At 70.7% G+C, this 25,803-nt stretch carries 22 protein-coding genes and 1 pseudogene; 10 read left to right on the top strand and 13 right to left on the bottom strand.

Annotated elements, in window-relative coordinates:
* Positions 1 to 834 carry a GNAT family N-acetyltransferase gene (locus ACGHC0_RS12990; RefSeq protein ID WP_415265782.1) on the top strand — a complete coding sequence of 278 codons (834 nt, stop codon included), beginning with the start codon at positions 1 to 3 and terminating at the stop codon, positions 832 to 834.
* A gap of 25 nt (positions 835 to 859) precedes the next feature.
* Positions 860 to 2,137, top strand: a complete 1,278-nt coding sequence (locus ACGHC0_RS12985) for an NAD(P)/FAD-dependent oxidoreductase (RefSeq protein ID WP_415265781.1) — start codon at positions 860 to 862, stop codon at positions 2,135 to 2,137.
* 33 nt (positions 2,138 to 2,170) lie between these two features.
* Here ACGHC0_RS12985 and ACGHC0_RS12980 read toward each other — a convergent pair whose 3' ends face one another.
* The 8 genes from ACGHC0_RS12980 to msrA all read right to left on the bottom strand — a co-directional run bounded on the left by ACGHC0_RS12980 (position 2,171) and on the right by msrA (position 8,992).
* Positions 2,171 to 4,315, bottom strand: a complete 2,145-nt coding sequence (locus ACGHC0_RS12980; RefSeq protein ID WP_415265780.1) for a TonB-dependent receptor — start codon at positions 4,313 to 4,315, stop codon at positions 2,171 to 2,173.
* Positions 4,316 to 4,467: 152 nt separating this feature from the next.
* Positions 4,468 to 4,926, bottom strand: coding sequence for a hypothetical protein (locus tag ACGHC0_RS12975; RefSeq protein ID WP_415265779.1), 459 nt, complete (start codon positions 4,924 to 4,926; stop codon positions 4,468 to 4,470).
* Positions 4,923 to 5,516 (bottom strand): DUF3299 domain-containing protein, encoded by a 594-nt coding sequence (locus ACGHC0_RS12970; protein WP_415265778.1) that lies wholly within the window; start codon positions 5,514 to 5,516, stop codon positions 4,923 to 4,925. Before ACGHC0_RS12970 ends, ACGHC0_RS12975 begins: the two co-directional genes overlap by 4 nt.
* 61 nt (positions 5,517 to 5,577) lie before the next feature.
* Entirely contained in the window at positions 5,578 to 5,859 is a 282-nt protein-coding gene (locus ACGHC0_RS12965; RefSeq protein WP_368351315.1) for a hypothetical protein, read from the bottom strand.
* A gap of 57 nt (positions 5,860 to 5,916) precedes the next feature.
* Positions 5,917 to 7,185 carry an ABC transporter permease gene (locus ACGHC0_RS12960; RefSeq protein ID WP_415265777.1) on the bottom strand — a complete coding sequence of 423 codons (1,269 nt, stop codon included), beginning with the start codon at positions 7,183 to 7,185 and terminating at the stop codon, positions 5,917 to 5,919.
* Entirely contained in the window at positions 7,182 to 7,865 is a 684-nt protein-coding gene (locus ACGHC0_RS12955) for an ATP-binding cassette domain-containing protein (RefSeq protein WP_415265776.1), read from the bottom strand. Before ACGHC0_RS12955 ends, ACGHC0_RS12960 begins: the two co-directional genes overlap by 4 nt.
* Positions 7,862 to 8,365: a transcriptional repressor gene (locus tag ACGHC0_RS12950; protein ID WP_415265775.1), complete on the bottom strand. Its 504-nt coding sequence runs from the start codon at positions 8,363 to 8,365 to the stop codon at positions 7,862 to 7,864. The genes ACGHC0_RS12955 and ACGHC0_RS12950 overlap by 4 nt, the downstream gene beginning before the upstream one ends.
* A 69-nt stretch (positions 8,366 to 8,434) precedes the next feature.
* Positions 8,435 to 8,992: a peptide-methionine (S)-S-oxide reductase MsrA gene (gene msrA / locus ACGHC0_RS12945; RefSeq protein WP_368351311.1), complete on the bottom strand. Its 558-nt coding sequence runs from the start codon at positions 8,990 to 8,992 to the stop codon at positions 8,435 to 8,437.
* Positions 8,993 to 9,191: 199 nt separating this feature from the next.
* On the opposite strand from msrA, the gene ACGHC0_RS12940 reads away from it, so the two are divergent.
* From ACGHC0_RS12940 to ACGHC0_RS12925, 4 genes are all read left to right on the top strand, one after another.
* Positions 9,192 to 9,920, top strand: coding sequence for a TetR/AcrR family transcriptional regulator (locus ACGHC0_RS12940; RefSeq protein ID WP_415265774.1), 729 nt, complete (start codon positions 9,192 to 9,194; stop codon positions 9,918 to 9,920).
* A gap of 24 nt (positions 9,921 to 9,944) precedes the next feature.
* A complete protein-coding gene (locus ACGHC0_RS12935) occupies positions 9,945 to 10,655 on the top strand; it encodes a protein-L-isoaspartate O-methyltransferase family protein (protein ID WP_415265773.1) in 711 nt (236 codons plus the stop codon).
* A 17-nt stretch (positions 10,656 to 10,672) separates the two neighbouring features.
* Positions 10,673 to 11,023 (top strand): rhodanese-like domain-containing protein, encoded by a 351-nt coding sequence (locus tag ACGHC0_RS12930; protein ID WP_368351308.1) that lies wholly within the window; start codon positions 10,673 to 10,675, stop codon positions 11,021 to 11,023.
* 109 nt (positions 11,024 to 11,132) lie between these two features.
* Positions 11,133 to 12,479, top strand: coding sequence for a TolC family outer membrane protein (locus ACGHC0_RS12925; RefSeq protein ID WP_368351307.1), 1,347 nt, complete (start codon positions 11,133 to 11,135; stop codon positions 12,477 to 12,479).
* A gap of 36 nt (positions 12,480 to 12,515) precedes the next feature.
* On the opposite strand, the gene xopAU is transcribed toward ACGHC0_RS12925, so the two are convergent.
* Complete coding sequence (xopAU, locus tag ACGHC0_RS12920) at positions 12,516 to 14,069, bottom strand: XopAU family type III secretion system effector serine/threonine kinase (RefSeq protein WP_415265772.1); 1,554 nt, start codon at positions 14,067 to 14,069, stop codon at positions 12,516 to 12,518.
* 117 nt (positions 14,070 to 14,186) lie between these two features.
* Positions 14,187 to 16,880 carry a GNAT family N-acetyltransferase gene (locus ACGHC0_RS12915; protein WP_415268414.1) on the bottom strand — a complete coding sequence of 898 codons (2,694 nt, stop codon included), beginning with the start codon at positions 16,878 to 16,880 and terminating at the stop codon, positions 14,187 to 14,189.
* Between the two features lie 254 nt (positions 16,881 to 17,134).
* On the opposite strand from ACGHC0_RS12915, the gene ACGHC0_RS12910 reads away from it, so the two are divergent.
* The 4 genes and pseudogenes from ACGHC0_RS12910 to ACGHC0_RS12895 all read left to right on the top strand — a co-directional run bounded on the left by ACGHC0_RS12910 (position 17,135) and on the right by ACGHC0_RS12895 (position 21,853).
* The gene (locus ACGHC0_RS12910) at positions 17,135 to 18,070 is read left to right on the top strand and encodes a helix-turn-helix domain-containing protein (RefSeq protein WP_368351305.1); all 936 of its coding nucleotides are present in this window, start codon (positions 17,135 to 17,137) and stop codon (positions 18,068 to 18,070) included.
* 263 nt (positions 18,071 to 18,333) lie between these two features.
* Positions 18,334 to 18,498: pseudogene (locus tag ACGHC0_RS12905) on the top strand (phenylacetaldoxime dehydratase); the annotation flags it as partial.
* A gap of 83 nt (positions 18,499 to 18,581) precedes the next feature.
* Positions 18,582 to 20,192, top strand: coding sequence for an AMP-binding protein (locus tag ACGHC0_RS12900; protein WP_415265771.1), 1,611 nt, complete (start codon positions 18,582 to 18,584; stop codon positions 20,190 to 20,192).
* An 80-nt stretch (positions 20,193 to 20,272) separates the two neighbouring features.
* Positions 20,273 to 21,853, top strand: coding sequence for a methyl-accepting chemotaxis protein (locus tag ACGHC0_RS12895; protein WP_368351303.1), 1,581 nt, complete (start codon positions 20,273 to 20,275; stop codon positions 21,851 to 21,853).
* Positions 21,854 to 22,320: 467 nt separating this feature from the next.
* Here ACGHC0_RS12895 and ACGHC0_RS12890 read toward each other — a convergent pair whose 3' ends face one another.
* From ACGHC0_RS12890 to ACGHC0_RS12880, 3 genes are read right to left on the bottom strand one after another with little or no spacing between them, the layout of a single operon-like run.
* Positions 22,321 to 23,598, bottom strand: coding sequence for a 3-deoxy-D-manno-octulosonic acid transferase (locus ACGHC0_RS12890; RefSeq protein WP_415268413.1), 1,278 nt, complete (start codon positions 23,596 to 23,598; stop codon positions 22,321 to 22,323).
* 29 nt (positions 23,599 to 23,627) lie between these two features.
* Positions 23,628 to 24,380 carry a carbon-nitrogen hydrolase family protein gene (locus ACGHC0_RS12885; RefSeq protein ID WP_368351302.1) on the bottom strand — a complete coding sequence of 251 codons (753 nt, stop codon included), beginning with the start codon at positions 24,378 to 24,380 and terminating at the stop codon, positions 23,628 to 23,630.
* A gap of 11 nt (positions 24,381 to 24,391) precedes the next feature.
* Entirely contained in the window at positions 24,392 to 25,780 is a 1,389-nt protein-coding gene (locus ACGHC0_RS12880; RefSeq protein ID WP_415265770.1) for a phosphomannomutase/phosphoglucomutase, read from the bottom strand.
* Positions 25,781 to 25,803: the final 23 nt, after the last annotated feature.

Below are 25,803 nucleotides of genomic sequence, written 5' to 3'. Positions count from 1 at the left end.
ATGCACCCGGAACTCGCCGTGTTCTCGCACAGGCACCTGGAGGGCGCCTGGAAGCTCTCCCGGGAAATGTCGTGGCCCTACCGGCTGGAAGACTGGCGCTTTGCGCTCGACCAGGGCCAGGGCTTCGTGCTGCAGCACGGCCAGGAGGTGTTGGGTACCGCGGCCTGGTGGGCCTACGGCGAGACGCATGCGTCCGCCGGCATGGTCATCGTCGCCGGGGCCGCCCAGGGGCACGGCTACGGGGCCCGGTTGATGGACGCGCTGCTCGCGGCGGCCGGGCCCCGCACCATCACGCTCAACTCGACGGCCGAGGGCCTTGCGCTGTACGAGCGGCGCGGCTTCGTGCGGACTGGCGAAATCGCCCAGTACCAGGGCGTTCCCCTCGCCATCCCGGAAATGCCCTCCGGCATGGCGCTCCGGCCGATACGACCGGCGGATTTCGCCGCCATCGCCCGCCTGGACCACGCGGCCACGGGATGGCACAGGCCGGACATGCTGCGAGCGCTCATGCAGGTGGCGGATGGCCACGTGCTCGAGCGCGGCGGACAGGCCTGCGGATACGCCCTGTCGCGCCCTTTCGGCCGGGGACACGTCATCGGCCCGGTGGTGGCGCCCGGCGCGGCGGATGCGCGGGCCCTGGTGGCGGCGGCGCTCGCCCGCCTGGGGCGCGTTTTCGTCCGCATCGACACCCCCGTGGCGCTGCAGCTCGGCGACTGGCTCGACACCACCGGGCTGCATCGGGTCGGCGGCGCCACCACCATGGTCCTCGGCCCCCGGAAGCCGGCGGCGGGGCCGGAGCAGCTGTTCGCGCTCGCCAACCAGTCCTTCCACTGAGCGCACCCCTTTTTCCGGAGATGCCATGCGATTCGCATCCTATTGGCTCGACACCTCGGAACCCTTCCGGAGCGCTGCCTCCGGGCCCGTCGAGGGCCACTGCGATGTCGCCATCATCGGCGGCGGGCTGACGGGTTCCTCCGCCGCCCTGGCACTCGCCAGGAAAGGGGCGAAAGTGGTGCTGCTCGAAGCCTCCACCATCGGCAACGCCGCGTCGGGACGCAACGGCGGCATGTGCAACAACGGCTGCGCTCACGACTACGGCATGCTGTCCGCGCGGCTCGGGCCCGAGGCTGCCAGCCGGCTCTACCGGGCCTTCGACGCGGGCGTCGATCTGGTGGAGCGGCTGGTCGCGGAAGAGCACATCGACTGCAGCTTCGCGCGCGTCGGCAAGATCAAGCTCGCGGCGAAGCCCGAACATTACGACAAGCTGGTGCGCGCACAGGCCCTGCTGGCCGCCAGCGTCGATCCCGACACCGCGATGGTGGCCCGTGCGGACCTGGCAGCCGAAGTGGGCTCGGACAGCTTCCATGGCGGACTGCTCTACCGCAAGAGCGCGGGCATGCACGTGGGGCGCTTCGTGCGGGGCCTCGCGGAGGCTGCGGCCCGGCGCGGAGCGGAGATGCACGAGCACACGCCGATGACCGGCCTGAGCCCCGCATCCGGCGGCGGCCACGTGATCGAAACGCCCCGGGGCCGCCTGCAGGCCGCGCAGGTCCTGCTGGCGAGCGGTACCTCCCATACGGGGCCGCTGGGGTGGATACGCCGCAGGATCGTGCCGGTGGGGGCCTTCCTGATCGTCACGGAGCCGCTGCCCGTCGCGGTGCTCGACCGGATCATGCCCCGGCGCCGGATGGCCGTGGACACCAACCACATGGTGACCTACTTCCGCGCCACGCCGGACAACCGCCTGCTCCTGGGCGGACGGGCGCGCTTCGCCGTGTCCAATGAGACGTCCGACCGCAAGAGCGGGGCCATCCTGCAGGCCTCGCTGCGCCGCATCTTCCCCGAGCTGGGCCAGGCACGCATCGACTATTGCTGGGGCGGCATGGTGGACATGACGCGGGACCGGCTGCCGCGCGCCGGAGAGCGCAACGGCATCTACTACTCCATGGGCTACAGCGGCCACGGAACCCAGATGTCCACCCTGATGGGCTCCATCATGGCGGAGGTCATGGACGGCCGCACCGACCTCAACCCCTGGAAGGACTTCGACTGGCCGGCCATTCCCGGCCACTTCGGCAAGCCCTGGTTCCTGCCGCTCGTCGGCGCCTGGTACCGGCTCAAGGACAGGCTGTCCTGAGCAGGGGCAGGCGCCCCTGCCCACCGGGTTACGTCAGAAGTCCACCTTCACGCCCACCTTCAGGCTGCGTCCGGGCAGCGGCGCCTTCGGGAACGCCGTGGTCGTCAGGATCGAGGTGGGGCTGTAGGCCAGCTTGTCGGTGATGTTGTCCAGCCGTGCGTACCAGAGTGCGGTGCTCCGGGTGGCGCCGAACTGCCATTGCGTGCGGTAACCAAGCGAGGCGTTCCACAGCGTGTAGGCGCCGGTCGCTCGCGTACCGTCGTCGGGCACGCGGTCCTGGGCGGCCAGGTAGTCGAAACCGAGCCCTGCGCGCCAGGGGCCGCTCGCCCACAGCAGCGTGCTGCCCAGGCGCAGGGGCGCGATGCGCGGCAGCGGCTGGCCGGTGTCGCGGTTGGTGGCGCGCACGATGTCGCCACGCAGTTGCAGGTCCAGCGTGGAGCCGTCGCCGAGCAGGCGGGACGCCGGGGCCACCACCCCGCTTTCGCCCACCAGCCGTACGCTGCCGCTGGCCTCCAGGCCGTAGAAGCGCGCGCGCACGCCCTGGTAGCGGTACTCGGGCAGCGCGCCGTCCGTTCCGGCCGGCACCACGTCCCCCTCTTCCGAACGCAGCAGCCCGGTGGGCGTGAGGCCGATGTAGTTGGAGAACTGGCTCAGGAAGGCCGTGGCGGCGAAGCGGTTCGGGCCACTCTTCCACGCAGCGCCCACGTCCACGCTGGTCGCCTTCTCCAGGCCCAGGCCCGGATCGCCCGTCTCCCAGGCCCCCGTGGCCACGTGCGGGCCATTGGCGAACAGCTCGTAATCCTTCGGCGCGCGCTGGGTGTACGAGAGGTTGGACGTGAGCTGCCAGGCGGGCGTGAGGTTGAACAGCGCGCCCACGGCGGCGCTGTGCGGATGGAAATCGTGCTTGCCGACGGCGAAGCGGTCCACCTCCGGGCTGCCGAAGGATTCGACCGTGTCCCGCTCCGCGCGGGCGCCGAAAGTCAGCTTGCCCCAGTCCATGCCCAGCTCCTCGTGCAGGAAGAGCGCGGTGCTGCGGCTGCGGCTGCGGGGCGCGAAGGCCTCCTCGCCCTCGGCCGAGAACCGCGAGGCCTCGGCCTGCAGGCCGATGACGCCCTGCAGCCGGCCGATGGGCGCGTGCTTCGCCTCCACCCGCAAATCGTTGCCACCGTTGCGGAACGTGGTGCCGGGAGCGCCGCCCTCGTACTCGGTGTGGCGGTAGTCCGTGTGGCTGGCCTGCACGCGCACGCTCTGCAGCGGGCCCGCGCCGAAGCGCCACAGGCCGTCCAGCGCGTAGCGGTTGGAGCGCATGCCGATCGTCACGTCGTCCTCGGCCACCGTGCCGTAGTCGCTGCGGTAGGTGCTGGCCGACAGGCCCAGGTAGCCCTGGTCGAAGAACGCCGTTCCGCCCACGGCGCCGCCGCGCGTGTGGCTGGCCGAGTTGCAGATGCGCCGCGCCAGGCCGGGAGAGCCGGGCTTCTCGCAGGCCAGGTCGATGGGCACGCGCACATCGTCCGTATTGCGGTCGAACACGTCGGCGTGCAGCGCGAAGCGGTCATTGCCGCCCTCCACCATCGCCGCGCCCGCGCGTTCGCCGTTGCCGGTGGCGGCCGAGGCTTCGGCCTTGCCGTCCACGCCGTTCAGCGGCTCGCGCGGGATGCGGTTGTCGATGACGTTCACCACGCCACCCACCGCGCTGCCGCCATACAGCAATGCGGCCGGGCCGCGCAGCACCTCGATGCGCTCGGTGGTCAGGGCCTCGGTGGGCACGGCATGGTCGAAGCTGAGCGCCGATGCATCCAGCGTGGCGCCGCTGTTCTGCAGCACGCGGATGCGGTCGCCGTCCAGCCCGCGGATGATGGGCCGGCTGGCGTTGGGGCCGAAGTAGGTGCTGCTCACGCCCGGCAGGCCGTCCAGCGTCTGGCCGAGGGTGGATTCGGTGCGCAGGGTGAGATCGTCGCCGGACAGCTGGGCAGCGGGCACGACCACCGTGTCGGTACCCAGCGGATTGCCGGTGACGGTCACCTCGGGCAGGCGCGCCCGGGGCGTGGCGGAGGTGTTGTCGGTGTCGGCCGTTTGCGCACGGGCACCGGAGGCCGCCAGCAGCAGCACGGCACAGGCGAGCGGATGCAGCGCGGCGCGGCGGGAGCGGCCCGGGAGGGAGAAAGCGTTGGAATTCATGGCGGACGACGAAAAAAGGAAGGGAACACGGCGCCGCGCGCGTCATGCCTGCATGCCCGGTGCAGGCATGCAGGCGCCACGGCGGGCACACAGCGGATGCTGAAAAGGAGGAAGGCCGCAGCACCCTGCCGGGTCGAGCGGCGGGGGGCGGATCAGGCCGCGCGGGAATGCGGCGGCGCGCGGGCCAGGAAGGCGCGCTGCGGCCGCGCGCCCACGCCCGTGGCGGGCGGGTCGTCAGGTGCCGGCGCCGCCGCCGGCATCACTACCGGCAACAATGCCGGCAGCAGGGCCGCGCCGAAGAGCGACTGGTCCAGCAGATGGCAGTCGCTGTCCGCATGGTGGGAGAACAGCGCCTCCAGCAGGCCCGCGCCTTGGGCCTGCCCCGGGGACGCGGCAAGGCCGTCATCGGACGGCGCCGCGCCGGCGGCCTGCGACGCCATGGCCGCCACCGGCCCGTGCACCACCTGGTGCACGCGGCCCAGCACGGGAGCGAGCACCAGGGCCGCCGCCAGCCACATCCAGAGCGCGAAAGCACGGCCGCGCCTCCACCGGGAGCCCGTCGATGGCGGGGCGCCCATGGAGCGGCGGAGCGTGGCGGCGGACAGGATCACTTCACGGGCTCGGCGTTGACCATGCGGTAGAACAGGCCGTACTCGTCATTGCCCAGGGTCTTGAATTCGCCCTGCACCACGATGGGCTCCAGCGAATAGGGCACGCCCACGGAGGCCTTCACCTCCACCATGCTCTCCGGCCCGCCGGGAATGCAGAACGCGCAGGTCAGCGGCACGGAAGTGAGCAGGAAATGGCGCTGCAGCGGGCGCGTGTCCATGGGCACCATGAACCCCTGCAGGCGCTGCACCTTGCCATCCAGCGCCTTCTGCTCGGCATTGAAGACGGGCGCGATGCGCGTCTTCAGGGTCTTCTTGGTGAGGTTGGTGAGCGTGGACCACGGCACGACATCGTCGCGCCGCGGCAGTGGCTTGATCGGGCTCTGCGGGCTGTGGTAGCCGGGCCCCGAGCCGGCAGGCAGCCCCCCGGCACCGGGCGGGCCGCCGGGAAGGCCGCCCGCGGGCGCTCCGAGCGGCGACGACAGCACAGGGCCGCCCGCGCCCCCGCCACCGGGGGCCGGTGCAGACTCCTGCGCGGCCAGGGTGCCCGTGCAGGCCAGGGCACAGGCGAGGAACGAAAGCGGGAATTTCATCGGATACACGGTGTTCGCGGGGAGATCATCGCATGCGGCACCGGGCCCGGTACCGGCGTGCTCAATGCTGGTGCTTCATCCCGCAGAACTTGCCGATGGCCAGACCCTTGCAGGCGGCCTGGAGTTCCTTCACGCACTGGTCGTGCCCCTTGCCCGCCTCCAGGCATTTGGCGGCGGCCTCGTGTGCCGCAGCCATGGCCCGGTGGCGCTGGATGTCGGCCTGGATCTCCTTGTCGCCATGCGCATGCTCCTTGGTGTCCTGGGCATGGGCGGACAGAGCGCCCAGGGCCAGCAGCGGCGCGCAGGCGAAGGCAATGGCGGCGGATCGGAAAGTGCGGTGCATGGAGGTTCCTTTCGAAGATGGAAAAAACAAAGGTTGTGGAAACGGACCATCGGGGGTTCAGGGCTGCCCCAGCAGTTCGCCCGCATCGACGCGGTAGGCCTGCAGGGCCGGCAGCAAGGCGGCCAGCACGGCCAGCGCCGCCGCGAGCGCGAGAACGGCCCACTCCCCGGGCAGCCAGACCCAGCCGGTCACGGGCATGGCATTGCGCGCGGCCAGCAAACGCCCTACCCCTTCGACCAGCAGGTGCCCACAGGCCAGGCCCAGCAGCGAGGCGATCAGGGCGAGCCACAACGCCTCGCACAGCAGCAGCCCGCCCACGCGGGCCGGCGGTGCGCCCAGCATGCGCAGCATGGCGAGGTCGGCCCGGCGCTCGCGCACCGCGTTCCAGAGCGCGATGAACACGCTCAGCGCGGCCACGCCCAGCAGCACGCCGCCGAAGGCGCGCAGCACGTCGGCCCCTACCCCCAGCAGTCCCACGAGCCGGGTGATCTCCACCGCGGGCGATGCGGCCTGCATGGGCGTGCCGCTGTTGATGGCGCGCGGCAGCGTCACCGCCGCCAATGGGCTGCGGTAGCGCACCAGGGCCAGCGTGACCTCGCGCTCCTGGCGCAGCACCTCCAGATCGTCCGGGTCGTCGGCCTGCGCGGATTCATGCACCTTCCACACCGATTCCGTGGCGGTGAGCACCAGCCGGTCGAGCACGCAGCCGCACGGCTGCAGCACGCCCACCACGGTGTAGGGGTTGTCGCCATGCGCCTCCCCGCCCGGGGCCAGACCGTGCGTGCCGACGAAGGACTGCCCCAGCAGCCCGCCCGCCCCGCCGCCGAGGGTGCGTCCGGCATCACCGGCTGCGCGCCGCATCGCCCCTGCCACGGTGGCACCCAGCACGGCCTCCATGGGGCGGCTCCAGACGCGCCCGGCCGCCCATGCAGCACCGTAGTGGGCCGGATACTCCGGCGTCGTCCCGACGATGCGGTAGCCGGCGAAGCTGTCGCCCAGGCTGAGCGGAATCGCCTGCGCCACGAGCGGATTGCGCTGCAGCGCCTCGAAATCCTGCAGCGCGATGTTGCCGGGCGGCACATCGATGTGGAACACGCCTGCCAGGATCAGCTGCAGCGGACTGCCCTTGGCGCCGACCACGAGGTCGATCCCCTGGACATCGCGCTCGAAGCCCCGGTCCACCTGCTCGGACACCAGCAGCACGAGCACCACGGCGGCCAGCCCCAGCGTCAGCAGCAACAGGTTGAGCGCCGATGCCAGCGGGCGCGACCAGAGGTAGCGCCACGACAGCCACAGGAGTTCGCCCGCACGGGCCGCCGCGCTCATGGTCCGGCCCCCACGGCCGGGGCCCGTGCCTCCCGCTCCAGCGACACCGTGGCGGCCCGGGGCGCGAGCGCGTCGATCGCACGGCGGTCGTGCGTGGCGACCACCAGCGTGGCCCCGCAGCCGGCAGCGCTGCCGGCCAGCAGCGCCAGGGCAGCGGCGGCGGCCTCGTCATCTAGGCTGGCGGTGGGCTCGTCGGCCAGCAGCACCCGCGGCGACAGCAGCACGGCGCGCGCCAGCGCCACCCGCTGGGCCTGGCCGCCGGAGAGCTGGTGCGGATGGCGCCGGGCCAGCGCGCCGAGACCCAGCCGGTCCAGCACCGAGGCGATCGCCCCGTCGTCCCGGGGCAGTCCGGCCGCGAAGAAGGCCAGCGCAAGGTTCCCGGAGACGGTGAGCGCAGGCGACAGATGCAGCGCCTGCGGCAGGAAGCCGACGGTGCGCGCGCGCCACGCGTCGCGTGCTGACTGGCCGGGCCGGCCCTCCCCGGCCAGATTTCGGTCCGCCACCACCAGGGTGCCGGCCGATGCGGAGCGCAGGCCGGCGGCCAGCGCCAGCCAGGTGGACTTGCCGGAGCCCGAAGGCCCGCGCAGCAGCAGGCAGCCGCCCTGGGGCAGGTCCACGTCGGGAAAACGCAGGGAGGGGCCGCTGGAATGGGTGAATTCCAGCCCGCGCGACCGGATCATCCGCGGGTCTCCCCGGGCCCGGTGCGCGCGCATTCCGCGCACCGGCCGCGCACGGAGACATCCGCGGCCAGCTCGGCGTGGCCGGCTTCCGCCAGGGCCTGGAGCACGCGGCGCATGGCAGCGCGCAGCGGAGCCGCCCCGTCGGCGATGCGGAATTGGCGGTGGCATCCGGCGCATTCGAAGCGCGCGCCCCAGCGCTCCTGGGAACTGCCCGCCAGCGTGTAGCGTGTCACGCGCTGCGCATCCACATGGCGATCGAGCAGCCCGGCCACGGCAAGGCGGTCCAGCAGGCGATAGACCGTGACCCGGTTGGCCGGCACGCCGCGCCGCTCCAGCGCCGCGACGACCTCCGTGCCCGAGCGCGCGGCCGAAGGATCGGACTCCATCAGCGCCAGCACGGCCCGCACGGCCCGCGTGGAGCGCATGCCCTGGGGCAGCGCACGCTGCGCCGCGGAGGACGATGGCGCGGACGGGTCCGTGGATGCGGCGGGAATCGGCATGGCATGCGGCCTGTTAATGCAATCGTGTTGCATTATGCACCCAGGCCGCGCGCCAGCGGCCGGGGATGGCTATTCGGGCTTGAGGTAGCGCGCGAACGTCTTGCGGAATTTCTCCACCTTGGGCCCCACGACGAAGGCGCAATAGCCCTGCTCCGGATGGTTCAGGTAGTAGTCCTGGTGGTAGTCCTCGGCCGGCCAGTACGACTCCAGCGGCTGCACTTCGGTGACGATCGGCGCGCCGAACAGCCGGTCCTGCGACATCTGCCGCACCATGGCCTCAGCCAGTTCCTGCTGCGCGGGCGTGGTGGTGTAGATGCCGCTGCGGTACTGGGTGCCCACGTCGTTGCCCTGCCGGTTGAGGGTGGTCGGATCGTGGGTGGCGAAGAAGATTTCCAGGATCTCCTGCAGGCCGATGACTTCGGGGTCGAAGGTCAGCCGCACCACTTCCGCATGGCCCGTCCTGCCCGAGCAGACCTGCTCGTAGGTCGGATGCGGTACCTGGCCATTGGCATAGCCGCTCTCGACGTCCGTGACGCCGCGCACGCGGTCGAAGACGGCCTCGGTGCACCAGAAGCAGCCACCGCCCAGGGTGATCGTTTCGGATGAAGTGTTGCTATGGCTTTCCATGGTTTTCCTGTGCTGTGGAGGGTGGCGGAACCACCGCGGCAGCATATCCCCGACGCCAGCGGTGTGCCGCCATGCTAGCGATCGGCACGCCTGGTTGCAGTAGGACGCGGTCGTCCTGCCTGTTTCGGCCGCGTATGCCCGGAGACCGGTTGACGCAGCCGAAGCCGGTCGCTACATTACTAACCAGTCAGTCATTAATATGGCCTCCCGCTCTCCCGCCCCTCCTCTGTCTTCCGCGCCATCGCCCCGCCGCGCCCGCCGCAAGGAAGCGCGTCCGGGCGAGTTGCTCGAGTCCGCACTCGACCTGTTCGTGGAGCGCGGCTATGCCGCCACCAAGGTGGACGAGGTGGCGGCGAGGGCCGGGGTGTCCAAGGGCACGCTGTTCCTGTATTTCCCGAGCAAGGAAGACCTCTTCAAGGAAGTCGTGCGCCACAACCTGGGACGGCACTTCGCCGATTGGGACGTGGAGATCGAGCACTACCCCCACAGCACGTCCGAACTGCTGCACCATGCCTACGAACTCTGGTGGACGCACATCGGATCCACCAAGGCCTCCGGCATCTCCAAGCTCGTGCTGAGCGAGGCGCACAACTTTCCGGACATCGCGGCTTTCTACCGCGACGAGGTCGTGCTTCCCAGCCACCGCCTCATCCGCCGCATCCTCGAACGTGGAGTGCAGCAGGGCGAGTTCCGCGAACTCGACCTCGACTGCGCCGTGCACGTGGTGGCCGCGCCGCTCGTGTTCATGATGATGTGGCGCCATTCGGGCGTCTGCATGCCCGAGTCGGGCGACGTGACGCCGCAGCGCTTCATCGACGCGCAGGTGGACAACCTGCTGGCAGGCTTCTGCGTGCGGCAGGACCGGGTCGCCGCCGTGCCGCAGGCACAGCCGCCGGCCCGCGCGCCTAAAATCGACGGTTTGTCCTGATCCCGTGCACCGGAGAAATCCCCCATGACCCTTCCCTACAACACGACCGCCGACGCCAGCGATCCCGTGACGCTGTCCCGCTACAACATGATCGAGCAGCAGATCCGCCCGTGGAATGTGCTCGACGCCGATGTGCTGGATCTGCTGAACGTCGTGCGCCGCGAGGATTTCGTGCCCCCCGCCTACCGGGGCATGGCGTTCATGGACATGGAGATTCCGCTCAACCCCTCCACCGAGGAAGCCCAGCGCCTGGGCCAGTGCATGCTGGCTCCGCGCGTGGAAGCCCGCCTGCTGCAGGACCTGCAGGTCAAGCCGACCGACCGGGTGCTGGAGATCGGCGCCGGCTCCGGCTACATGGCGGCCCTGCTCGCGCACCGCGCCGAGCATGTGGTCACGCTGGAGATCGTGCCCGACCTGGTGGAATTCGCCCGCGAGAACCTGCTGAGTGCCGGCATCGACAACGTGGCGGTGCGCCAGGGCGACGGCGCGCGCGACGCCATCCCGGACGGCCCGTTCGACGTCATCGTGCTGAGCGGATCGGTGCATGAAGTGCCGCAGCACCTGCTGGCGCTGCTGCGCGAAGGCGGCCGCCTGGCAGCGATCATCGGCGACGAGCCCGTGATGCGCGCCACTTTCGTGCACCGCACGGGCGACCGCTTCGCGACCACGTACCCATGGGACACCAACGCGTCGCGCCTGCTGCACTTCCCGGAGCGCCCCCGCTTCACCTTCTGACTCAGGACCTCTCCTCCATGATCGACCACGTACGTCCCGCCCAGCTCGACGAATGGTTCTCCGCCCAGGCCGGCGGTGGACGCCCCCTGGTGCTGGACGTGCGCGAGCCCTGGGAACTGCAGACCGCGAGCGTGCGCGCTCCGGAAGGCGGCGGCTTCGACATCGCCGCCATTCCCATGGGCGAGATCCCCGCCCGGCTCGACGACCTGGAGGCGGAGCGCCCCGTCGCCTGCCTGTGCCACCACGGCGTGCGCAGCCTGCGGGTGGCGGCTTTCCTCGAACAGCACGGATTCCAGCGGCTGGCCAATATCTCCGGCGGCATCGACGCCTGGTCGCACGAGCGCGACCCCGGGGTGCCCCGCTACTGACATCGTGGTACCGGCTCCGCGCCCGTCCTCCTGGAGGCCGGGCGGGATGCCTGCCGCCCGAACGGTCCGCCCAACGGTTCATCAGCCAGGAAAGAGACGCTTGTCCGCCATGACTTCCCGACGCACGCAACTGCATTCCCGCCGCGCCGCCGGCGCACTGGCCTTCGTCCTCGCGGCGGCGGCCGGGGCCGTCTCCGCCCAGAGCCTGCCGGCGCTCTATGACATCGCGCAGGGCTACGACGCCCCGCTGCAATCGGCGCTGGCCGATGCGCAGGCCGCGGGCAGCCGCGCGGAACAGGCGCGCGCCGGGCTGCTTCCGAGCGCGGGGCTCTCGGCGGGCACCTCCTACACCCGCACCGACGTGAACCGCCCGCCGCTGGATATCGGCACGCCGCAGCAGGCAGCGGGCCTCACGGCCTCTCAGCCGCTCTACCGCCCCGCCAACCGCATCGCGTTCGAGCAGGGGCAGCGCGGCGCGGACATCGCCCAGGCCCGGGTCGAGGCCGCCCGCCAGGACCTCGTCGTGCGGCTGGCGCAGGCCTATTTCGACGTGCTGGCGGCCCGGGACACCCTCACCTTCCTGCGGGCCCAGAAAGCCGCGGTGTCGGAGCAGCGGGCGTCGGCGCAGCGCAATTTCGAGGTGGGCAACGCCACCATCACCGACTCGCGCGAGGCCCAGGCACGCTTCGATCTCGTCGAGGCCCAGGAGATCGCGGCGGACAACGACCTGCGCGTCAAGCAGCTCGCGCTGGAACAACTGGTCGGCCGTCCGGGCGTGTCGCCCCTGCCCCTGGCGCAGCCCGTGCAGTTGCCCGCCGTGGCGCCGGCCGACGCGGAAGCGTGGGTGCGGACGGCGGACGAACTGCAGCCCCAGTTGCGCCAGGCCGCCATCGCTCTGGATGTGGCACGCCTGGAAACACGCAAGGCCGAGACCGGCCACCTGCCCACGGTGGACCTGCAGGCAGGCTACAACGTGGTCCGCAACCCCAATGGCACCACCACGCTCCCGCACATCCACTCCACCGCCCGCGCCGCCACGGTCGGCGTGCAGATGACACTGCCGCTGTTCGCGGGCTTCGCGGTGCAGAACCGCATCCGCGAAACCCTGTCTCTGGAAGACAAGGCACGAGCCGACCTGGAAAACGCCCGCCGCACCGTGGCGCAGGCCGTGCGCAGTGCGTTCTATGGGGTGCAGTCCGGCCAGGGCCAGGTCCGTGCGCTCGAGGCCGCGGAGGCATCGAGCCAGAGCGCGCTGGACGCCAACCGGCTGGGCTACCAGGTCGGCGTACGGGTGAACATCGATGTGCTCAATGCGCAGAGCCAGCTCTACCAGACCAAGCGCGACCTGGCCCAGGCGCGCTACAACGTGTTGCTGGGCACGCTCAAGCTGCGCCAGGCCGCGGGCACGCTGGCGCCCGACGACCTGCAGGCCGTGGACGCGATCACCGCGCGTTGACCCGCCCTGGGTCAGAGGCCGGCGGGCGGCCCGCGCTCAGCGCGGCGGCGCTTCGGGGTTGAGTACCCGCTCCACCGTGGCGCGCGTCTGCACGCGGGGCTCCAGTCCCTGCAGGAACGGGTCGCCCAGCAGTTCCTCGGCCGTGCCGCGTGCGTCCAGCTGCTGGCCGATCATGCGGTTGATGAACCGCACCGCCGCGTCCAGCCGGTCCGGCGCGAGCGCCCTCAACGCTGGCGCGAACGGAAAGCTCTCCACGGTCCGCGATCCGGACATGCCGACCATGCCGGGCCGGTAGCCGGGCGACCTGAGCAGGCGCACCAGCAACTGGGCTGCTGCATACACATCGCTGCGGTGGTCCGCCCGCGCGGCGTGCATGTCCATGTAGCCCGGGGTGCCCTGTGCCCTCGGCCCACCCGACTCTCCGCCCTGCCCCATGTCCAGCAGCCGGAACATGCCGCGCTGCCGGTCGTACATCACGTTGTTGTGGGAAATGTCCTGGTGGACCACGCCTTCGTCGTGGAACCGCGCCAGGGCGATGAGCACGTCCGCGATCATGGTGCGCGCCATCTCCAGGTGCGCCGGCGCCGTGACGTCGCCGTCTTCCAGGGCGTACGGGGCCTCGCCGATCAGCTCGCCCGCCGGCGCGCCGTCGATCCACTCCGACAGGATGCCCAGCCGGTTCCCGATCTGGACGAGCCCGCGCACCTGCATGACCTGGGAGGTTCCCCGCAGCGCGATGGCCACCTGGAACTCCTGGTGGATGCGGTCCTTGTGTGCCTCGATGGCCTGGCGCAGCGCCTCGCCGTCCTCCTGCGGTTGCGCATGCAGGCGCGGGGGCAGCCGGTCCGCAGGATCGAGCGAGAGCATCGCCTTGAACACGAAGTCCCGTCCGTGGTCCTCTCCGCCCTGCATGAAATTCCTCGCCAGCCGGACGGCGTACACCTCCCCGGATGCTCCGCCCCCGATACGCTGCCACGCCGGTCCGGCAGCGTCCGGCGCCTCCCAGCCCGCATCGAGATCGACCCGCTCGAACCCCTGTCTCACCTCGGCCGCGCCCGACCTCAGCGCCGCCAGCCGCGCTTCCCAGCCGGGCGGGCTGCCCATGGAATGCACCACGTGCGGGCTCAGAACGCCGGCCCCCGAGGAGGCACGCAATTCCGCCTGCATCCGGCGCTCCCGCCTCAGCGCGCGGACGGGGCTCCAGCATGTACCGTCGCGGTCCCGGGCTATCGGCGTGGAAGGGTCCAGCAGGGATGCCAGCGAGGACGGCTGGCTGCTGCCCGCACCGTGCGAGGGTCCGGCGCGCCGCGCGCCGGACCGCCCTCCATGGTCGAAAGACGATGGCGAGCGCGGGATGACGAAAGTGCTGGCGCGGCGCAGCGCATCGAGCGGCGTGAGCCGCGGCGCGCCTTCTGCCGATGGGCCCTCGCCGAACAGCCCACGCCGGCGCGCCAGCAACGGCACATGGGCGAGGGACTGCGGACCGGGCAGGCGCGGCGGGCCTGGAGGGTCCGCCTCCGGATTGGCGTACCCCTCGCCCTCACGGGCCGGGCGTACTGATGGAATGGAGAGCGGAGGCAGGCCTGCCATGGTCGTGGTGGAGCGGTGTCCTGAAGGAGGCCCCGATTGCAGCGATGGCGGCAGTGCCGCGCCATCCCCCGCCCGAAGCGCCGCACCCGCCGCCGAAGCGCCTCCGGGCCGGGTGCGTCACAACTGGTGCGCCACCAGCTTGAAGTCCGGATCGTCCGGATAGGAGCGCACCTCGAAGCCCAGCCGGCGCATCAGCTTGAGCATGCTCGGGTTGCCGGCCAGCACCAGTCCCTGGATTTCGGTCAGGCCCTTGTCGCGCGCGGCCTCCATGATGCTCAGCATGAGCCGCGAGCCCAGTCCGCGACCGTTGAAATCGTCGGCCACCACCAGCGCGAATTCGCAACTGGTCTGGTCCGGATTGGTCACGTAGCGCGATACGCCGACGATGCGCTCGGTGTTGCGTATCTCCCCGTCCTCACCCGCGCTGCGCTCGCGGTGCACGGCGACCAGGGCCATCTCCCGGTCGTAGTCGATCAGCGTGAAGCGCGCCAGCATGGATGCGGGCAGCTCCGCGATCTGCGAGATGTAGCGGAAATACCGGCTCTCCGGCGACAGTTCCTTCACCAGCCGCTGCAGCATCTGCGCGTCGTCGGGCCGTACGGGCCGCACCAGGAACTCGCCCCCGCCACGCATCGGCCAGACCTGCTCGTAGCGCGCCGGGTACGGAAGGATCGCCAGGTGCCCGTAGCCCTCGCTTCGGCCGGTGGCGCCCTGGGCGGTGTCGCGCACCACGATGCGCGCATCCACCGCGACCACGCCGCCGGCATCCACGATCAGGGGGTTGATGTCCATTTCGCGCAACTGCGGCAGCGCGCACACCATTTCCGAGACGCGCAGCAGGGTTTGCTCCAGCGCGTCCCGGTCCACGGCGCTGGCACCGCGCCATTCGCCCAGGGTTTCGGCCACGCGCGAGCGTTCGATGAGCCTGCGCGCCAGGAACTGGTTGAGCGGCGGCAGCTCCATCGCGCGGTCGTCGATCAGCTCGATCATGGTGCCGCCCGCGCCGAAGGTGATGACCGGCCCGAACGGGTCGTCGGTCACCAGGCCGATGCAGATTTCTCGCCCGCGCCGCGCCCGCGCCATCTTCTGCACCGTCACGCCGTTGATGCGGGCGCCGGGCTGCAGGCGGGCCACCCGCTGCACCATGTCGGTGTAGGCATCGCGCGCGGCCGTGCCCGAATGGATGTCCAGGGCCACCCCGCCCACGTCGGACTTGTGCGCGATGTCCGGTGAATCGATCTTCAGCGCCACGGGAAAGCCCAGCTGCGTGGCGATCATCATCGCCTCGTGCGCGCTGCGCGCGAGCAGCGTCTTGGTGACCGGCACCTGGAAGGCCGCGAGCAGCGTCTTGGACTCCATTTCGGTCAGCACATGGCGGCGCTCGGCCAGCACGCTTTCGATCATCAGGCGCGCGCCCTCGATGTCGGGCTTGGAAAGGGCCGAGAGCGGCGGCGGCGTCTGCTGCAGCAACTGCTGGTTCTGGTAGAACGAGGCGATGTTGCCGAACGCCCCCACCGCGGCTTCCGGCGTGCGGAAGTTCGGAATGGCGGCGGCGCGCAGCACCTCGCGCGCCGGCCCCACGGTGGCATCGCCCATCCAGCAGGCGAGCAGCGGCTTGCCCATGAGGCGTTTGGCATCGGCCAGCGCCTGCGCGACTTCCGTGGAGTCGGTGCCCGGCTTGGGCGAGTGGATGGCCAGCACGCCGTCGATCTGCCGGTCCTTCTCGGCCGCCTCGATGGCGGCGCGGTAGTGCGCGGGCCCGGCCTCCTCCGACAGGTCGATCAGGTCGGCGAGCGAGGCCAGGGGTGGCAGCTGCGGCGCCAGCGCGCGCGCGGCGTCGGGCGACAGGCGCCCCATTTCCAGCAGGATCTCGTTCACCCAGTCGGCGGCGAGCACGCCCGGGCCGCCGCCGTTGGTGATCAGGGCCAGGCGCCGGCCCACCGGCCGGTAGCGCGACGCCAGGCATTTGGCCGCGGAGAACAGCTCCACGAACGAACGCACGCGCACCGCGCCGGCACGGCGCAACGCGGCATCGAACACGTCGTCGCTGCCCACGATGGTGCCGCTGTGGGTCTGGGCCGCCTCGTTGCCGGCGGGCTTGCGGCCGGCCTTGAGCACCACCACCGGCTTGGCATTGGCGGCCGAGCGCAGCGCGCTCATGAAGCGCCGGGCGCTGCCGATGCCTTCCATGTACACCACGATGCTCTGCGTGCGCCCGTCGTTGGCGAGGAAATCCAGCACCTGGGCGATGTCCACGTCGGTGTTCGGCCCCAGCGACACCACGGTGGAAAAGCCCACGGCATTCTTGTGCGCCCAGTCGAGGATGGACGCGGTGAGCGCGCCGGACTGGCAGATGAGCGCCAGCGAGCCCTCGCGCGCCAGCGGCCCGGCCGCGCTCGCGTTGAGCTGCAGGTGCGGCCGCTGCAGGCCCAGCGAGTTGGGGCCGAGCAGGTGCACGCCCTCGCGGCGCGCGATCTTCTTGAGCTTCAGCGCTCCGTCGGCATCGACGCCGTGCGACAGCACCAGCGCGGCACGGCAGCCGATGCGGCCGGCGACTTCGAGCGCGGCGGCCGTGTCCTCCGGCTGCTGGGCGATCACGGCCAGATCGGCGCGCGTCTGCGCCAGATCGGCCAGCGTGCCGCTGGTATGGATGTCGAGGAACTGCAGCGTGCCCGTGAAGCGCTGCGCGCGCAGCGCCTCGTGCAGCGCGCGCGCGGCGGGGCTGAGGGTCTCGGGTGCGTCCGCGCGCCCCGCCAGCACGGCGATGGAACTGGGCGCGAACAACGGGGTGAGGTAGTGCTTGTCGAGCATGGCGGGCGGCGGCCCCGCGGAGAAGGCGCGGGACAAGGAACGGTCTGCCGTCGATTGTGCGCCACGCGAATCGCTGTGGGCTGCGCGGTGTCAGAACGCGTGCACAGGGCCGGAGCCGCATTCCCGGGGTAACTCCGGATGGATGGCAAGGCACGGATTCTGCTTAATGGCACGCTACTGCAGAGCGCGAGGGCCATCCTGGTGCAGGGGCCGTTGCGCGATGTCGATCAGCTACTTCTTTTTTGAGCCAGCCCATGGGTGTGCTTGACTATTCCACATCGAATGTCGAGGCCGAACGTCGCTTCGACTACTGGAATGACGTTGTCTGCCGACATTGCGTCCCCGCCGCGAGCAAGATGCTCGGCCATGGTCCCTTCGATGCCCGGCTGCAGGTGCGCTCGCTGGGAGCCGTGGACGTGAGCTCGATGGCGGCGCCGCTCCACCACTGGACCCGGTCAGACAGCCACCTGCGCAGCGGCCCGGACGACGACCTGTGGCTCGCCCTCATGGCCGACGGCGAGGCGGGGATTCGGCAGCATGACCGGTGCGCGGTCATGGGCCAGGGCGACATGGTGCTGTACGACGCGGCCCGGCCCTTCGGCTTCACGCTCTCCACCCGCTCCCTCCACCTGCTGCGCCTGCCGCGCCGCGCCCTGCTGCAGCGCTGCCCGGGCGCCGAGCGCTTCACGGCGCAGGTCATCGACGCCAGCCAGCCCGCGGCCATCCCGCTGCGCACGATGATCGAGCAGGCGGCCTCCATCGACTTCGACCGTACCCGGGCGCATGCAGCCGCCCAGGTCGGCAGCACCCTGCTGGACCTGGTTGCCGTGGCACTCGAGCTGCAGATGGGCGGCGACGCGGGGCGCCCGGGCGAACACGATCTCCATGGCCGCATCGTCACCTACATCCAGCGCCATTTCGACGATCCGGAACTGTGCCTGGACAGTCTGGCGGCCGCGCATGGCGTATCGTCGCGCACCGTCACCCGGGCGTTCGCGCGCCATGCGCAGACCCCCATGGGCCTCGTCTGGCAACTGCGCCTGGAGGCCAGCCAGCGCGCCCTCGCCGAAGGGCGCTCCCGCAGCGTCACGCAAGCCGCGTTCGACCACGGCTTCTCCGACGTGTCCCACTTCAGCCGGACATTCCGCAAGACCTTCGGCTGCGCGCCGCACACGCTGATCCGCGGCTGACAAGCCTGCACCGCGGCCCGCCACGTTGCAGGCCGCTCCTCCTCGTATCGATACATCCTGCCAGGCCTTGCTGAAATGCATGGCGCCGCTGCCGCATGGCGGCATGCCGCACCCAATGTCCTTCCCGGACAAATGGTGCGTCCTCGCCAGTCCAGTGCGCCGGCCGCAGCGGACATACCTTAGGCACATCCACGGTAACGCAGCGAGGAGCACACGGGCGACCGGCCCGGGCCGTGAAACCCGTACCCACAAGAAGCCTTCACATGGAATCAGCGATCCCCCCGCGCCTGCAATGCCCCCGCTCGCTCTCGCGGCGCGTGGCAGACGATGACCAGCCGCCCTTCCCGATGTGGGTGGCGCGTCCGCTGGCCGACCTGCAACCGGTGGTGATGGCCTATTTCGGCATCCAGTACCGGGGCGAAGCCCGGAAGCCGCGCGCCCGGCGCCGGGCTGAATGGCGCAGACACCGCCAGGCGCCCCACAACCCAACACAAAACAGGAGACTCTTTTCATGCAGGACTATGCCACCCGGATCCGTGACTTCGATGCCGCCCGCATGGCGCGCGACGTGCTCTCGGGCCGCCCCGAGGCGATGAATGCGTGCGTCGAATGCTGCGACCGCCACGCCGGCGCAGGTGCGGTCGCGCTGCACTGGATCGGCCGCGACGGCCAGCGGTCCGAATGGACTTTCGAGCGACTGCAGCAGGCTTCGGCCCGCCTCGCCGGCCATTTCCACGCGCAGGGCATCCGGGCGGGAGACCGCATCTCGGGCCTGCTGCCACGCACGCCGGAACTGCTCGTCACCATTCTGGCCTCCTGGCGGATCGGCGCGGTGTATCAGCCGCTCTTCACCGCCTTCGGCCCCAAGGCCATCGAGCACCGCGTGCAGATAGCAGCGTCGAAGCTCGTGGTGACCGACACCGCGCAGCGCCCCAAGATGGACGACGTGGCCGGTGCGCCTCCCGTGCTCACCGTGGACGGCGATTTCTGGCAGTTGCTGGATGCCTACCCGCCCCACTTCGATCCCGTGCTGCGCAGCGCGGACGATCCGTTCCTGCTGATGTTCACCTCCGGCACCACCGGCCCGGCCAAGCCCCTGGCCGTGCCGCTCAAGGCCATCGTCGCCTTCGTCGGCTACATGCGCGACGCGGTGGACCTGCGGCCCGAAGACCGCTTCTGGAACCTGGCCGATCCGGGCTGGGCCTACGGCCTCTATTACGCGGTGACCGGGCCGCTGGCCCTGGGGCAGGCCACCACGTTCTACGAAGGCCCCTTCACCGTGGAAAGCACCTTCCGCGTCATCCGCGAGCTGGGCATCACCAACCTGGCCGGCTCGCCCACCGCGTACCGCCTGCTCATGGCATCGCGCGACGTGGTGGAGCCCGCGCTGCGCGGGCAGCTGCGCGCCGTCAGCAGCGCGGGCGAGCCGCTCACGCCCGAGGTCATCCGCTGGTTCTCCGAAGGGCTGGATTGCACCATCCACGACCACTACGGCCAGACCGAACTGGGCATGGTGCTGTGCAACCACCATGCGCTCGCGCACCCGGTACGGCGTGGCGCGGCCGGCTTCGCCTCGCCCGGCCACCGCGTGGTGGTGCTGGGCGACGAGGGCCGGGAACTGCCGCCGGGCCAGCCGGGCACCCTGGCCGTGGACGTGTCGCAGTCGCCGCTCTTCTGGTTCGGCGGCTACGAGGGCACGGCGCGCCAGCCGTTCCATGGCCACTACTACCTGAGCGGCGACACGGTGGAGCTCAACGACGACGGCAGCATCAGCTTCGTCGGCCGCGCGGACGACGTCATCACCACCTCGGGCTACCGGGTCGGCCCGTTCGACGTGGAAAGCGCGCTGATCGAGCACCCCGCCGTCGTCGAGGCCGCCGTGATCGGCAAGCCCGACCCCGAGCGCACCGAACTGATCAAGGCCTTCGTCGTGCTGCATGCCGGCTTCCAGGCAGACGACACCCTGGCCGAAGCCCTGCGCCAGCACGTGCGCAAGCGCCTCTCCGCCCACGCCTACCCGCGGGAGATCGCCTTCGTGCAGGAGCTGCCCAAGACACCCAGCGGAAAGATCCAGCGCTTCCTGCTGCGGCGACAGGAGGCGGCGCAGGCACATCCCGGCTGAGCGGCTGGGCGAGCCCTTGCTTTCGTGACGCACCCCCTGTTCCCATCGACCTTCGCACAGACTCACAAGGAGCCCGCCCCATGCGCCTCGGCATCATCTTCCGCCTCAATCTGGTCAGCGGCCTGCTGGTCCTCGCGCTCATGGGGGTGTGCCTCGCCGCGTGGCAGTCGCTGGGGGAGATGTCCACGATGGCGGAAAGGACCGCCAGCGTCCGCGTGCAGCAGCTGCAGCGCATCGCCAGCGTCGAGCTGCTGCTCACGCGCATATCGGCGCAACTGCGCAATACCTTGCTCGACACCCGCAATCCCGACGCGGTGGCCGCCATGCAGGCGCAGCTGGCCAAGGCCAATGAGACGCTGGGCCCCATCTTCGTGGACTACAAGAAGGAAATCACCACGCCGGAAGGCGAAGAGTTCTTCGCCCGCGCCGTCAACTACAAGACCGATTTCTGGGCGGCGGCCGAGGCCAACATCCAGCTGATGCAGGCGGGGGACAGGGAAGCGGCCTTTGCCTACCTGAACGACAAGACGAGCCGGGCCCTGCAGACCTGGCTCGACGGGCTGGCCGGCGAGAAAGAGGTGCAGAGCCGGCTTTTGCTGGATCAGATCGGCCGCATCCAGGACAAGGCCGGCACCTTGCGTGCCGTGCTCGCGGCGCTGACGGCCACCGTGGCGGCAGTGCTGGCGCTCTTCTCCTGGTATGCGGGCCGGATCTTGCGGCGGCGCATGAAGCAGGCCCAGTCGGTGGCGGACCACATCCGCGACGGCGATCTGACCGCTGGCATCCAAGACGATGCGAAAGACGAGTTCAGCCCGCTGCTGCGGGCCCTGGCAGCCATGCAGGCATCGCTGGCCAGTGTCGTCGGCGCCGTACGCCGCAACTCCGAAGGTGTCGCCACGGCGTCCGTGCAGATCGCCCAGGGCAACAAGGACCTCAGCGAACGCACCGAAAACCAGGCCGGCGCGCTGCAGCAGACCGCCGCCACGATGGCGCAGATGAACAGCACCGTGGGCAATAACACCGGAAGCGCCAAACAGGCCTACCAGCTGGCCCAGGGCGCCGTCGCCGTTGCCGCCCATGGCGGCGAAGTCGTGGGCCAGGTGGTCGCCACCATGCAGGGCATCACCGAAAGCAGCCGCAAGATCGGCGACATCATCGGGGTGATCGACTCCATCGCCTTCCAGACCAATATCTTGGCGCTCAATGCCGCGGTGGAAGCCGCGCGGGCGGGCGAACAGGGCCGTGGCTTCGCCGTGGTGGCCAGCGAAGTGCGCAGCCTGGCCCAGCGCAGCGCCGAGGCGGCCAGGGAGATCAAGGCCTTGATCGGCGGCAGCGTGGACAAGGTGGAACAGGGCTCGCAGCTGGTGGCCCAGGCGGGGCAGACCATGGACGAGATCGTCGGCTCCATCCAGCGCGTGAACGCCATCGTGGGCGAAATCACGTCGCAGAGCGTGGAGCAAAGCGTGGGCATCTCGCAGGTGGTCGATGCGGTGCACCAGATCGACCTGATGACGCAGCAGAACGCCGCCCTGGTCGAGGAAAGCGCGGCGGCGGCAGAAGGCCTCAGGAGCCAGGCGCAGCAACTGCTCCAGGCGGTGGCGGTGTTCAAGCTCTCGGGTGAGAACTCGCTCCCCCACAGTCCTCTCACCCTGCCCCGCTGATCCGGGTCGATCCGGGCGGGCGGATGCCGGGGCAGTGCTTTCTGGCAAGGCGCCATCGCCCTTTTCTGCGCGCCTTCAGAAAACGTGCGGCAGCCGCAGGTTGATGCGCGCGTTGTCCTTGAATCCGTTGCTTACCTTGAGACCGCCGCCCAGGGTCAGCGTCGGAAGTCAGCCTTGCATCGAACGGAACCTGTCGGCCCTGCACGTAGAGCCGGTCTCGCCGGACGTGCTGGTTCATGGAGGAGCGGCTCCTATCGGAGAGAGTTGGCGCGCCCACTGTGGGGCGGAAGGCGGCGAACGCACCAGGGCGCCTGCCGCTTCAGGCCACGATAGCAACCCGGTCGCTGCCAGGCTGTGCTGATATGGACGCGCCAATGTGTCCGGTGGGGCAAGGCCTGCAGATGTCTTCCGGGCGATGGGTGCCGCGGCACACGGCAGCGCAGCGGCACACTGCAACCGGCCGGGCGTCAGCGCCCCTTCAGCTGCTGCACCACGGCCGCTGCCGTGGCCTGCGCGGCGCCCCGGTGCATCTGGGTGAAAGCCAGCGCACGCTCCCGGGTGGCGGCGAGCGCGGCGGCATCGTGCACCAGGGCCTGGGCGGCCGCAACGCCTTCGGCCATGTCGGCCACGCGCAGCGCGGCGCCCGCCTCGCAGGCGAGCCGCGCCGCCTCGGCGAAGTTGAAGGTGTGCGGGCCGGCGACCACGGGGCAGCCGCAGGCCGCGGCCTCGATCAGGTTCTGCCCACCCAGCGGAGCGAAGCTGCCGCCCAGCAGCGCCGCGTGTGCCAGCCCGTAGTAGAGCGCCATCTCGCCCAGCGAGTCGCCCAGCCACACGTCTGCCACGCCGGGCGTGATGGCCCAGCCGCTGCGGCTGGAGACGGTGAGGCCGGCCGCCTCGATGCGCTGGCGCACCTCGGCAACGCGCTGCGGGTGGCGCGGAACGACCAGCCACTGCACGCCGTCATTCGCCATGCTTTCAGGGGTGGACTGCAAGGCATCCAGCCACAGCGCTTCCTCGCCTTCGCGGCTGCTGGCGAGCAATACCACCGGGCGCGGGCTGGCGTCGCGCCATGCCCTGCCCTGCGCCAGCTGCGCTGCATCGGGCACCACGTCGAATTTCAGGTTGCCGAAGACGCCCTCCACCCGGGCACCGGCCGCGCGCAGGCGTTCGGCATCGGCCTCGGTCTGGGCCCAGACCGCCGACAGTCCCGCATAGGCGGGCCGCGCCAGCCAAGCCCAGCGGCGCGCGCCGGCCAGCGACTTCTCGTTGAGCCGCGCATTGGCCAGCACCAGCGCAATGCCGCGCCGCCGGCAGCCCGCCACCAGGTTGGGCCAGATCTCGGTTTCCATGAGCACGCCCATCGCCGGCCGGAAATGCTCCAGGAAGCGGCCCACAGCTCCAGGCGTGTCCCAGGGTTGCCAGGCCTGCAAGTCACCGGGCTGCAGCAGTTTGGCCCCTTCGGCGCGCCCTGTGGCGGTGCCGTGCGTCAGCAGCAGGCGCATGCCGGGCAATTGCGTGCGCAGCGCGTTCAGCAGAATGGCGGCGGCCCGGGTTTCACCCAGCGACACGGCATGGATCCAGACCAGCGGCCCGGCCGGTGCATCCCCTTTCGCTGCCGCTGCCGCTGCCGCGGTCGCAGCCGGCCCATAGTGCCCGAAGCGCTCCTCCACCGCATGGCCGTAGCCCGGCTCGGCCACGGCACGGCGGCGGAGCTTGCGCAGCAGCAGGGGCCGCGCGCACCACATGAGCGCGGAGTAAACGGTGCGGGAGAAGCTCACGGCGCCACGCGGCACGTGGATGCGGTCCAGCCCGCCGTGGTGCGTTCCGCGATGACGAGCCAGTCCCCCGTGCCTGGAGCTTCGGCCATGCACTCGCCCCCAGGTGCCCAGAATGCGCTGCGGCCCACGCAGTCGTAGCCTCCGGTCGGTGCACCGTGATTGGCCAGCAGCACCGCCATGCCGCAGCGCTTCGCATGGCCCTGGGCGCATGCCGTGTCGTGCGCATGTCCGCCACGGGAAATCACCATCCCCGCGGCATACAGCGCCGCTCCGGCGCGGGCTGCCGCATCGGCATGGGATGCATGGGAGACGTCGGCGCACACCGCCATGGCCACAGGCAGGCCCTCGAAGCGGTGTACCTGCGCCTCTTCCGTTCCCGGCCCGGCATAGAGTTCCTCTCCCGGGTGCAGATGGCGTTTGCGGTACACGCTGGCGCCGCCGTCCGGCAGGAAGGTGATGGCGCCGATGCCCGGCTTGCCGCCGGGCCGCGGGGCGGGAACCGGCGCACCGATCACCAATGCCATGCCATGGCGACGCGCGGCACTGCGCAACGGTGCGAGCGCTGCATCCATCGGCTGGACAGCCGACTGCGCCAGGCCGGGCAGGTCGTAGCCGGACAGCGACAGTTCGGGAAAAACCAGCAGTCGCACGCCCTCTGCCGCCGCGGCCTCGGCGAAGCGCAGGTGATTGCCGGTATTCGCTGCCGGCCCGCCGGGCAGCGACGAGACCTGGGCCGCCGCGACGCGCATGGCCGCGGTGCTCAATGCGCGGCCGCGCCCGGGGCGGCGCCGGGCTTCACGCGCTGCAGCAGCTCCAGCATGGCGGCTTCGATGCGATGCAGGGCCTCGGACGTATGCCCCTCGAAGCGCAGCACCAGCACGGGCGTGGTGTTGCTCGCGCGGATCAGGCCGAAGCCGTCCGGCCAGTCCACCCGCAGGCCGTCGATGGTGCTGATGCGCGCAGGCTCCGGGAAGGCGCTCTGCGCCAGCGCCTGCAGCTCGGCCGTCAGGCGGTGGGGCTCGCCCTCTTCGCACGCCACGTTCAGCTCGGGCGTGGAATGGCTGGTGGGCAGGTCGTTGAGCACCGCGCTCGGGTCGGCATGGCGGCTCAGGATCTCGAGCAGGCGGCAGCCGGCGTAGGTGCCGTCGTCGAAGCCGAACCAGCGCTCCTTGAAGAAAATGTGGCCGCTCATCTCGCCGCCCAGAGGGGAATCGAGCTCCTTCATGCGGGCCTTGATGAGCGAATGCCCGGTCTTGTACATCACCGCCTGTCCGCCCACGGCCTCGATGGCCGGCGCCAGGCGCTGGGTGCACTTCACGTCGAACAGGATGGGAGCGCCCGGCACGCGCGACAGCACGTCGCGCGCGAACAGCATCATCTGGCGATCGGGGAAGATGTTCTGCCCGTCCTTGGTGACGATGCCCAGCCGGTCGCCGTCGCCGTCGAAGGCCAGGCCCAGTTCGGCGTCGCTTTCCTGCAGCGCGCGGATCAGGTCGCGCAGGTTCTCGGGCTTGCTGGGGTCCGGATGGTGGTTGGGGAAATTGCCGTCCACCTGGGAGAACAGCTCGATCACCTCGCAGCCCAGCGCGCGGAAGATTCCCGGAGCCGAAGCACCCGCGATGCCGTTGCCGCTGTCCACCACGATCTTGATGGGGCGCTCGAGCTTCACATCGGACGTGATGCGCTGCACATAGGCGGCCAGCACGTCGGCCTGCCGCACCGATCCCCCGGGCTGCAGCTGCCAGCTTTCTTCTTCCATCGTGCGGCGCAGGCCCTGGATTTCCTCGCCGTAGATGGCACGGCCGGCCAGCACCATCTTGAAGCCGTTGTAGTCCTTGGGATTGTGGCTGCCCGTCACCTGGATGCCGCTCTGGCACAGGGTGTGGGCCGCGAAGTACAGCATCGGCGTGGTCACGGCGCCGACGTCGATCACCTCGATGCCGGCATCCACCAGCCCTTCGATCAGCGCGCCGGACAGCGCCGGGCCGGACAGCCGCCCGTCACGCCCCACCGCGACGGTGGTCTGGCCTTCGCGCCGGGCCGCCGTGCCGAATGCACGACCCAGGGCGCGCGCCACATCTTCGGTCAGGGTGGTCGGCACGACGCCGCGGATATCGTAGGCCTTGAAGATGGCGGAATGAAGCTGCACGGGATGGTTCCTTTGCTGTCAGG

Source organism: Acidovorax sacchari, from assembly GCF_042847045.1.
Lineage (GTDB): Bacteria > Pseudomonadota > Gammaproteobacteria > Burkholderiales > Burkholderiaceae_C > Paracidovorax > Paracidovorax sacchari.
Note: the sequence above shows the minus strand (reverse complement) of the source record. Positions and strands in the feature narration are given on the sequence as shown.

Excerpts from the sequence above, each read along its gene's own strand:
- ACGHC0_RS12950 (WP_415265775.1), bottom strand. The coding sequence starts at position 8,365 with ATGCCGATTCCCGCCGCATCCACGGACCCGTCCGCGCCATCGTCCTCC.
- ACGHC0_RS12965 (WP_368351315.1), bottom strand. The coding sequence starts at position 5,859 with ATGCACCGCACTTTCCGATCCGCCGCCATTGCCTTCGCCTGCGCGCCG.
- ACGHC0_RS12885 (WP_368351302.1), bottom strand. The coding sequence starts at position 24,380 with ATGCGCGTCGCGGCGGCCCAGGTCTCGTCGCTGCCCGGCGGGCCGGCA.
- ACGHC0_RS12955 (WP_415265776.1), bottom strand. The coding sequence starts at position 7,865 with ATGATCCGGTCGCGCGGGCTGGAATTCACCCATTCCAGCGGCCCCTCC.
- ACGHC0_RS12940 (WP_415265774.1), top strand. The coding sequence starts at position 9,192 with ATGGCCTCCCGCTCTCCCGCCCCTCCTCTGTCTTCCGCGCCATCGCCC.
- ACGHC0_RS12970 (WP_415265778.1), bottom strand. The coding sequence starts at position 5,516 with ATGAAATTCCCGCTTTCGTTCCTCGCCTGTGCCCTGGCCTGCACGGGC.
- ACGHC0_RS12930 (WP_368351308.1), top strand. The coding sequence starts at position 10,673 with ATGATCGACCACGTACGTCCCGCCCAGCTCGACGAATGGTTCTCCGCC.
- ACGHC0_RS12900 (WP_415265771.1), top strand. The coding sequence starts at position 18,582 with ATGCAGGACTATGCCACCCGGATCCGTGACTTCGATGCCGCCCGCATG.
- ACGHC0_RS12960 (WP_415265777.1), bottom strand. The coding sequence starts at position 7,185 with ATGAGCGCGGCGGCCCGTGCGGGCGAACTCCTGTGGCTGTCGTGGCGC.
- ACGHC0_RS12895 (WP_368351303.1), top strand. The coding sequence starts at position 20,273 with ATGCGCCTCGGCATCATCTTCCGCCTCAATCTGGTCAGCGGCCTGCTG.
- ACGHC0_RS12890 (WP_415268413.1), bottom strand. The coding sequence starts at position 23,598 with ATGTGGTGCGCGCGGCCCCTGCTGCTGCGCAAGCTCCGCCGCCGTGCC.
- ACGHC0_RS12910 (WP_368351305.1), top strand. The coding sequence starts at position 17,135 with ATGGGTGTGCTTGACTATTCCACATCGAATGTCGAGGCCGAACGTCGC.
- ACGHC0_RS12935 (WP_415265773.1), top strand. The coding sequence starts at position 9,945 with ATGACCCTTCCCTACAACACGACCGCCGACGCCAGCGATCCCGTGACG.
- ACGHC0_RS12985 (WP_415265781.1), top strand. The coding sequence starts at position 860 with ATGCGATTCGCATCCTATTGGCTCGACACCTCGGAACCCTTCCGGAGC.
- xopAU (WP_415265772.1), bottom strand. The coding sequence starts at position 14,069 with ATGGCAGGCCTGCCTCCGCTCTCCATTCCATCAGTACGCCCGGCCCGT.
- ACGHC0_RS12925 (WP_368351307.1), top strand. The coding sequence starts at position 11,133 with ATGACTTCCCGACGCACGCAACTGCATTCCCGCCGCGCCGCCGGCGCA.
- ACGHC0_RS12980 (WP_415265780.1), bottom strand. The coding sequence starts at position 4,315 with ATGAATTCCAACGCTTTCTCCCTCCCGGGCCGCTCCCGCCGCGCCGCG.
- msrA (WP_368351311.1), bottom strand. The coding sequence starts at position 8,992 with ATGGAAAGCCATAGCAACACTTCATCCGAAACGATCACCCTGGGCGGT.
- ACGHC0_RS12990 (WP_415265782.1), top strand. The coding sequence starts at position 1 with ATGCACCCGGAACTCGCCGTGTTCTCGCACAGGCACCTGGAGGGCGCC.
- ACGHC0_RS12915 (WP_415268414.1), bottom strand. The coding sequence starts at position 16,880 with ATGCTCGACAAGCACTACCTCACCCCGTTGTTCGCGCCCAGTTCCATC.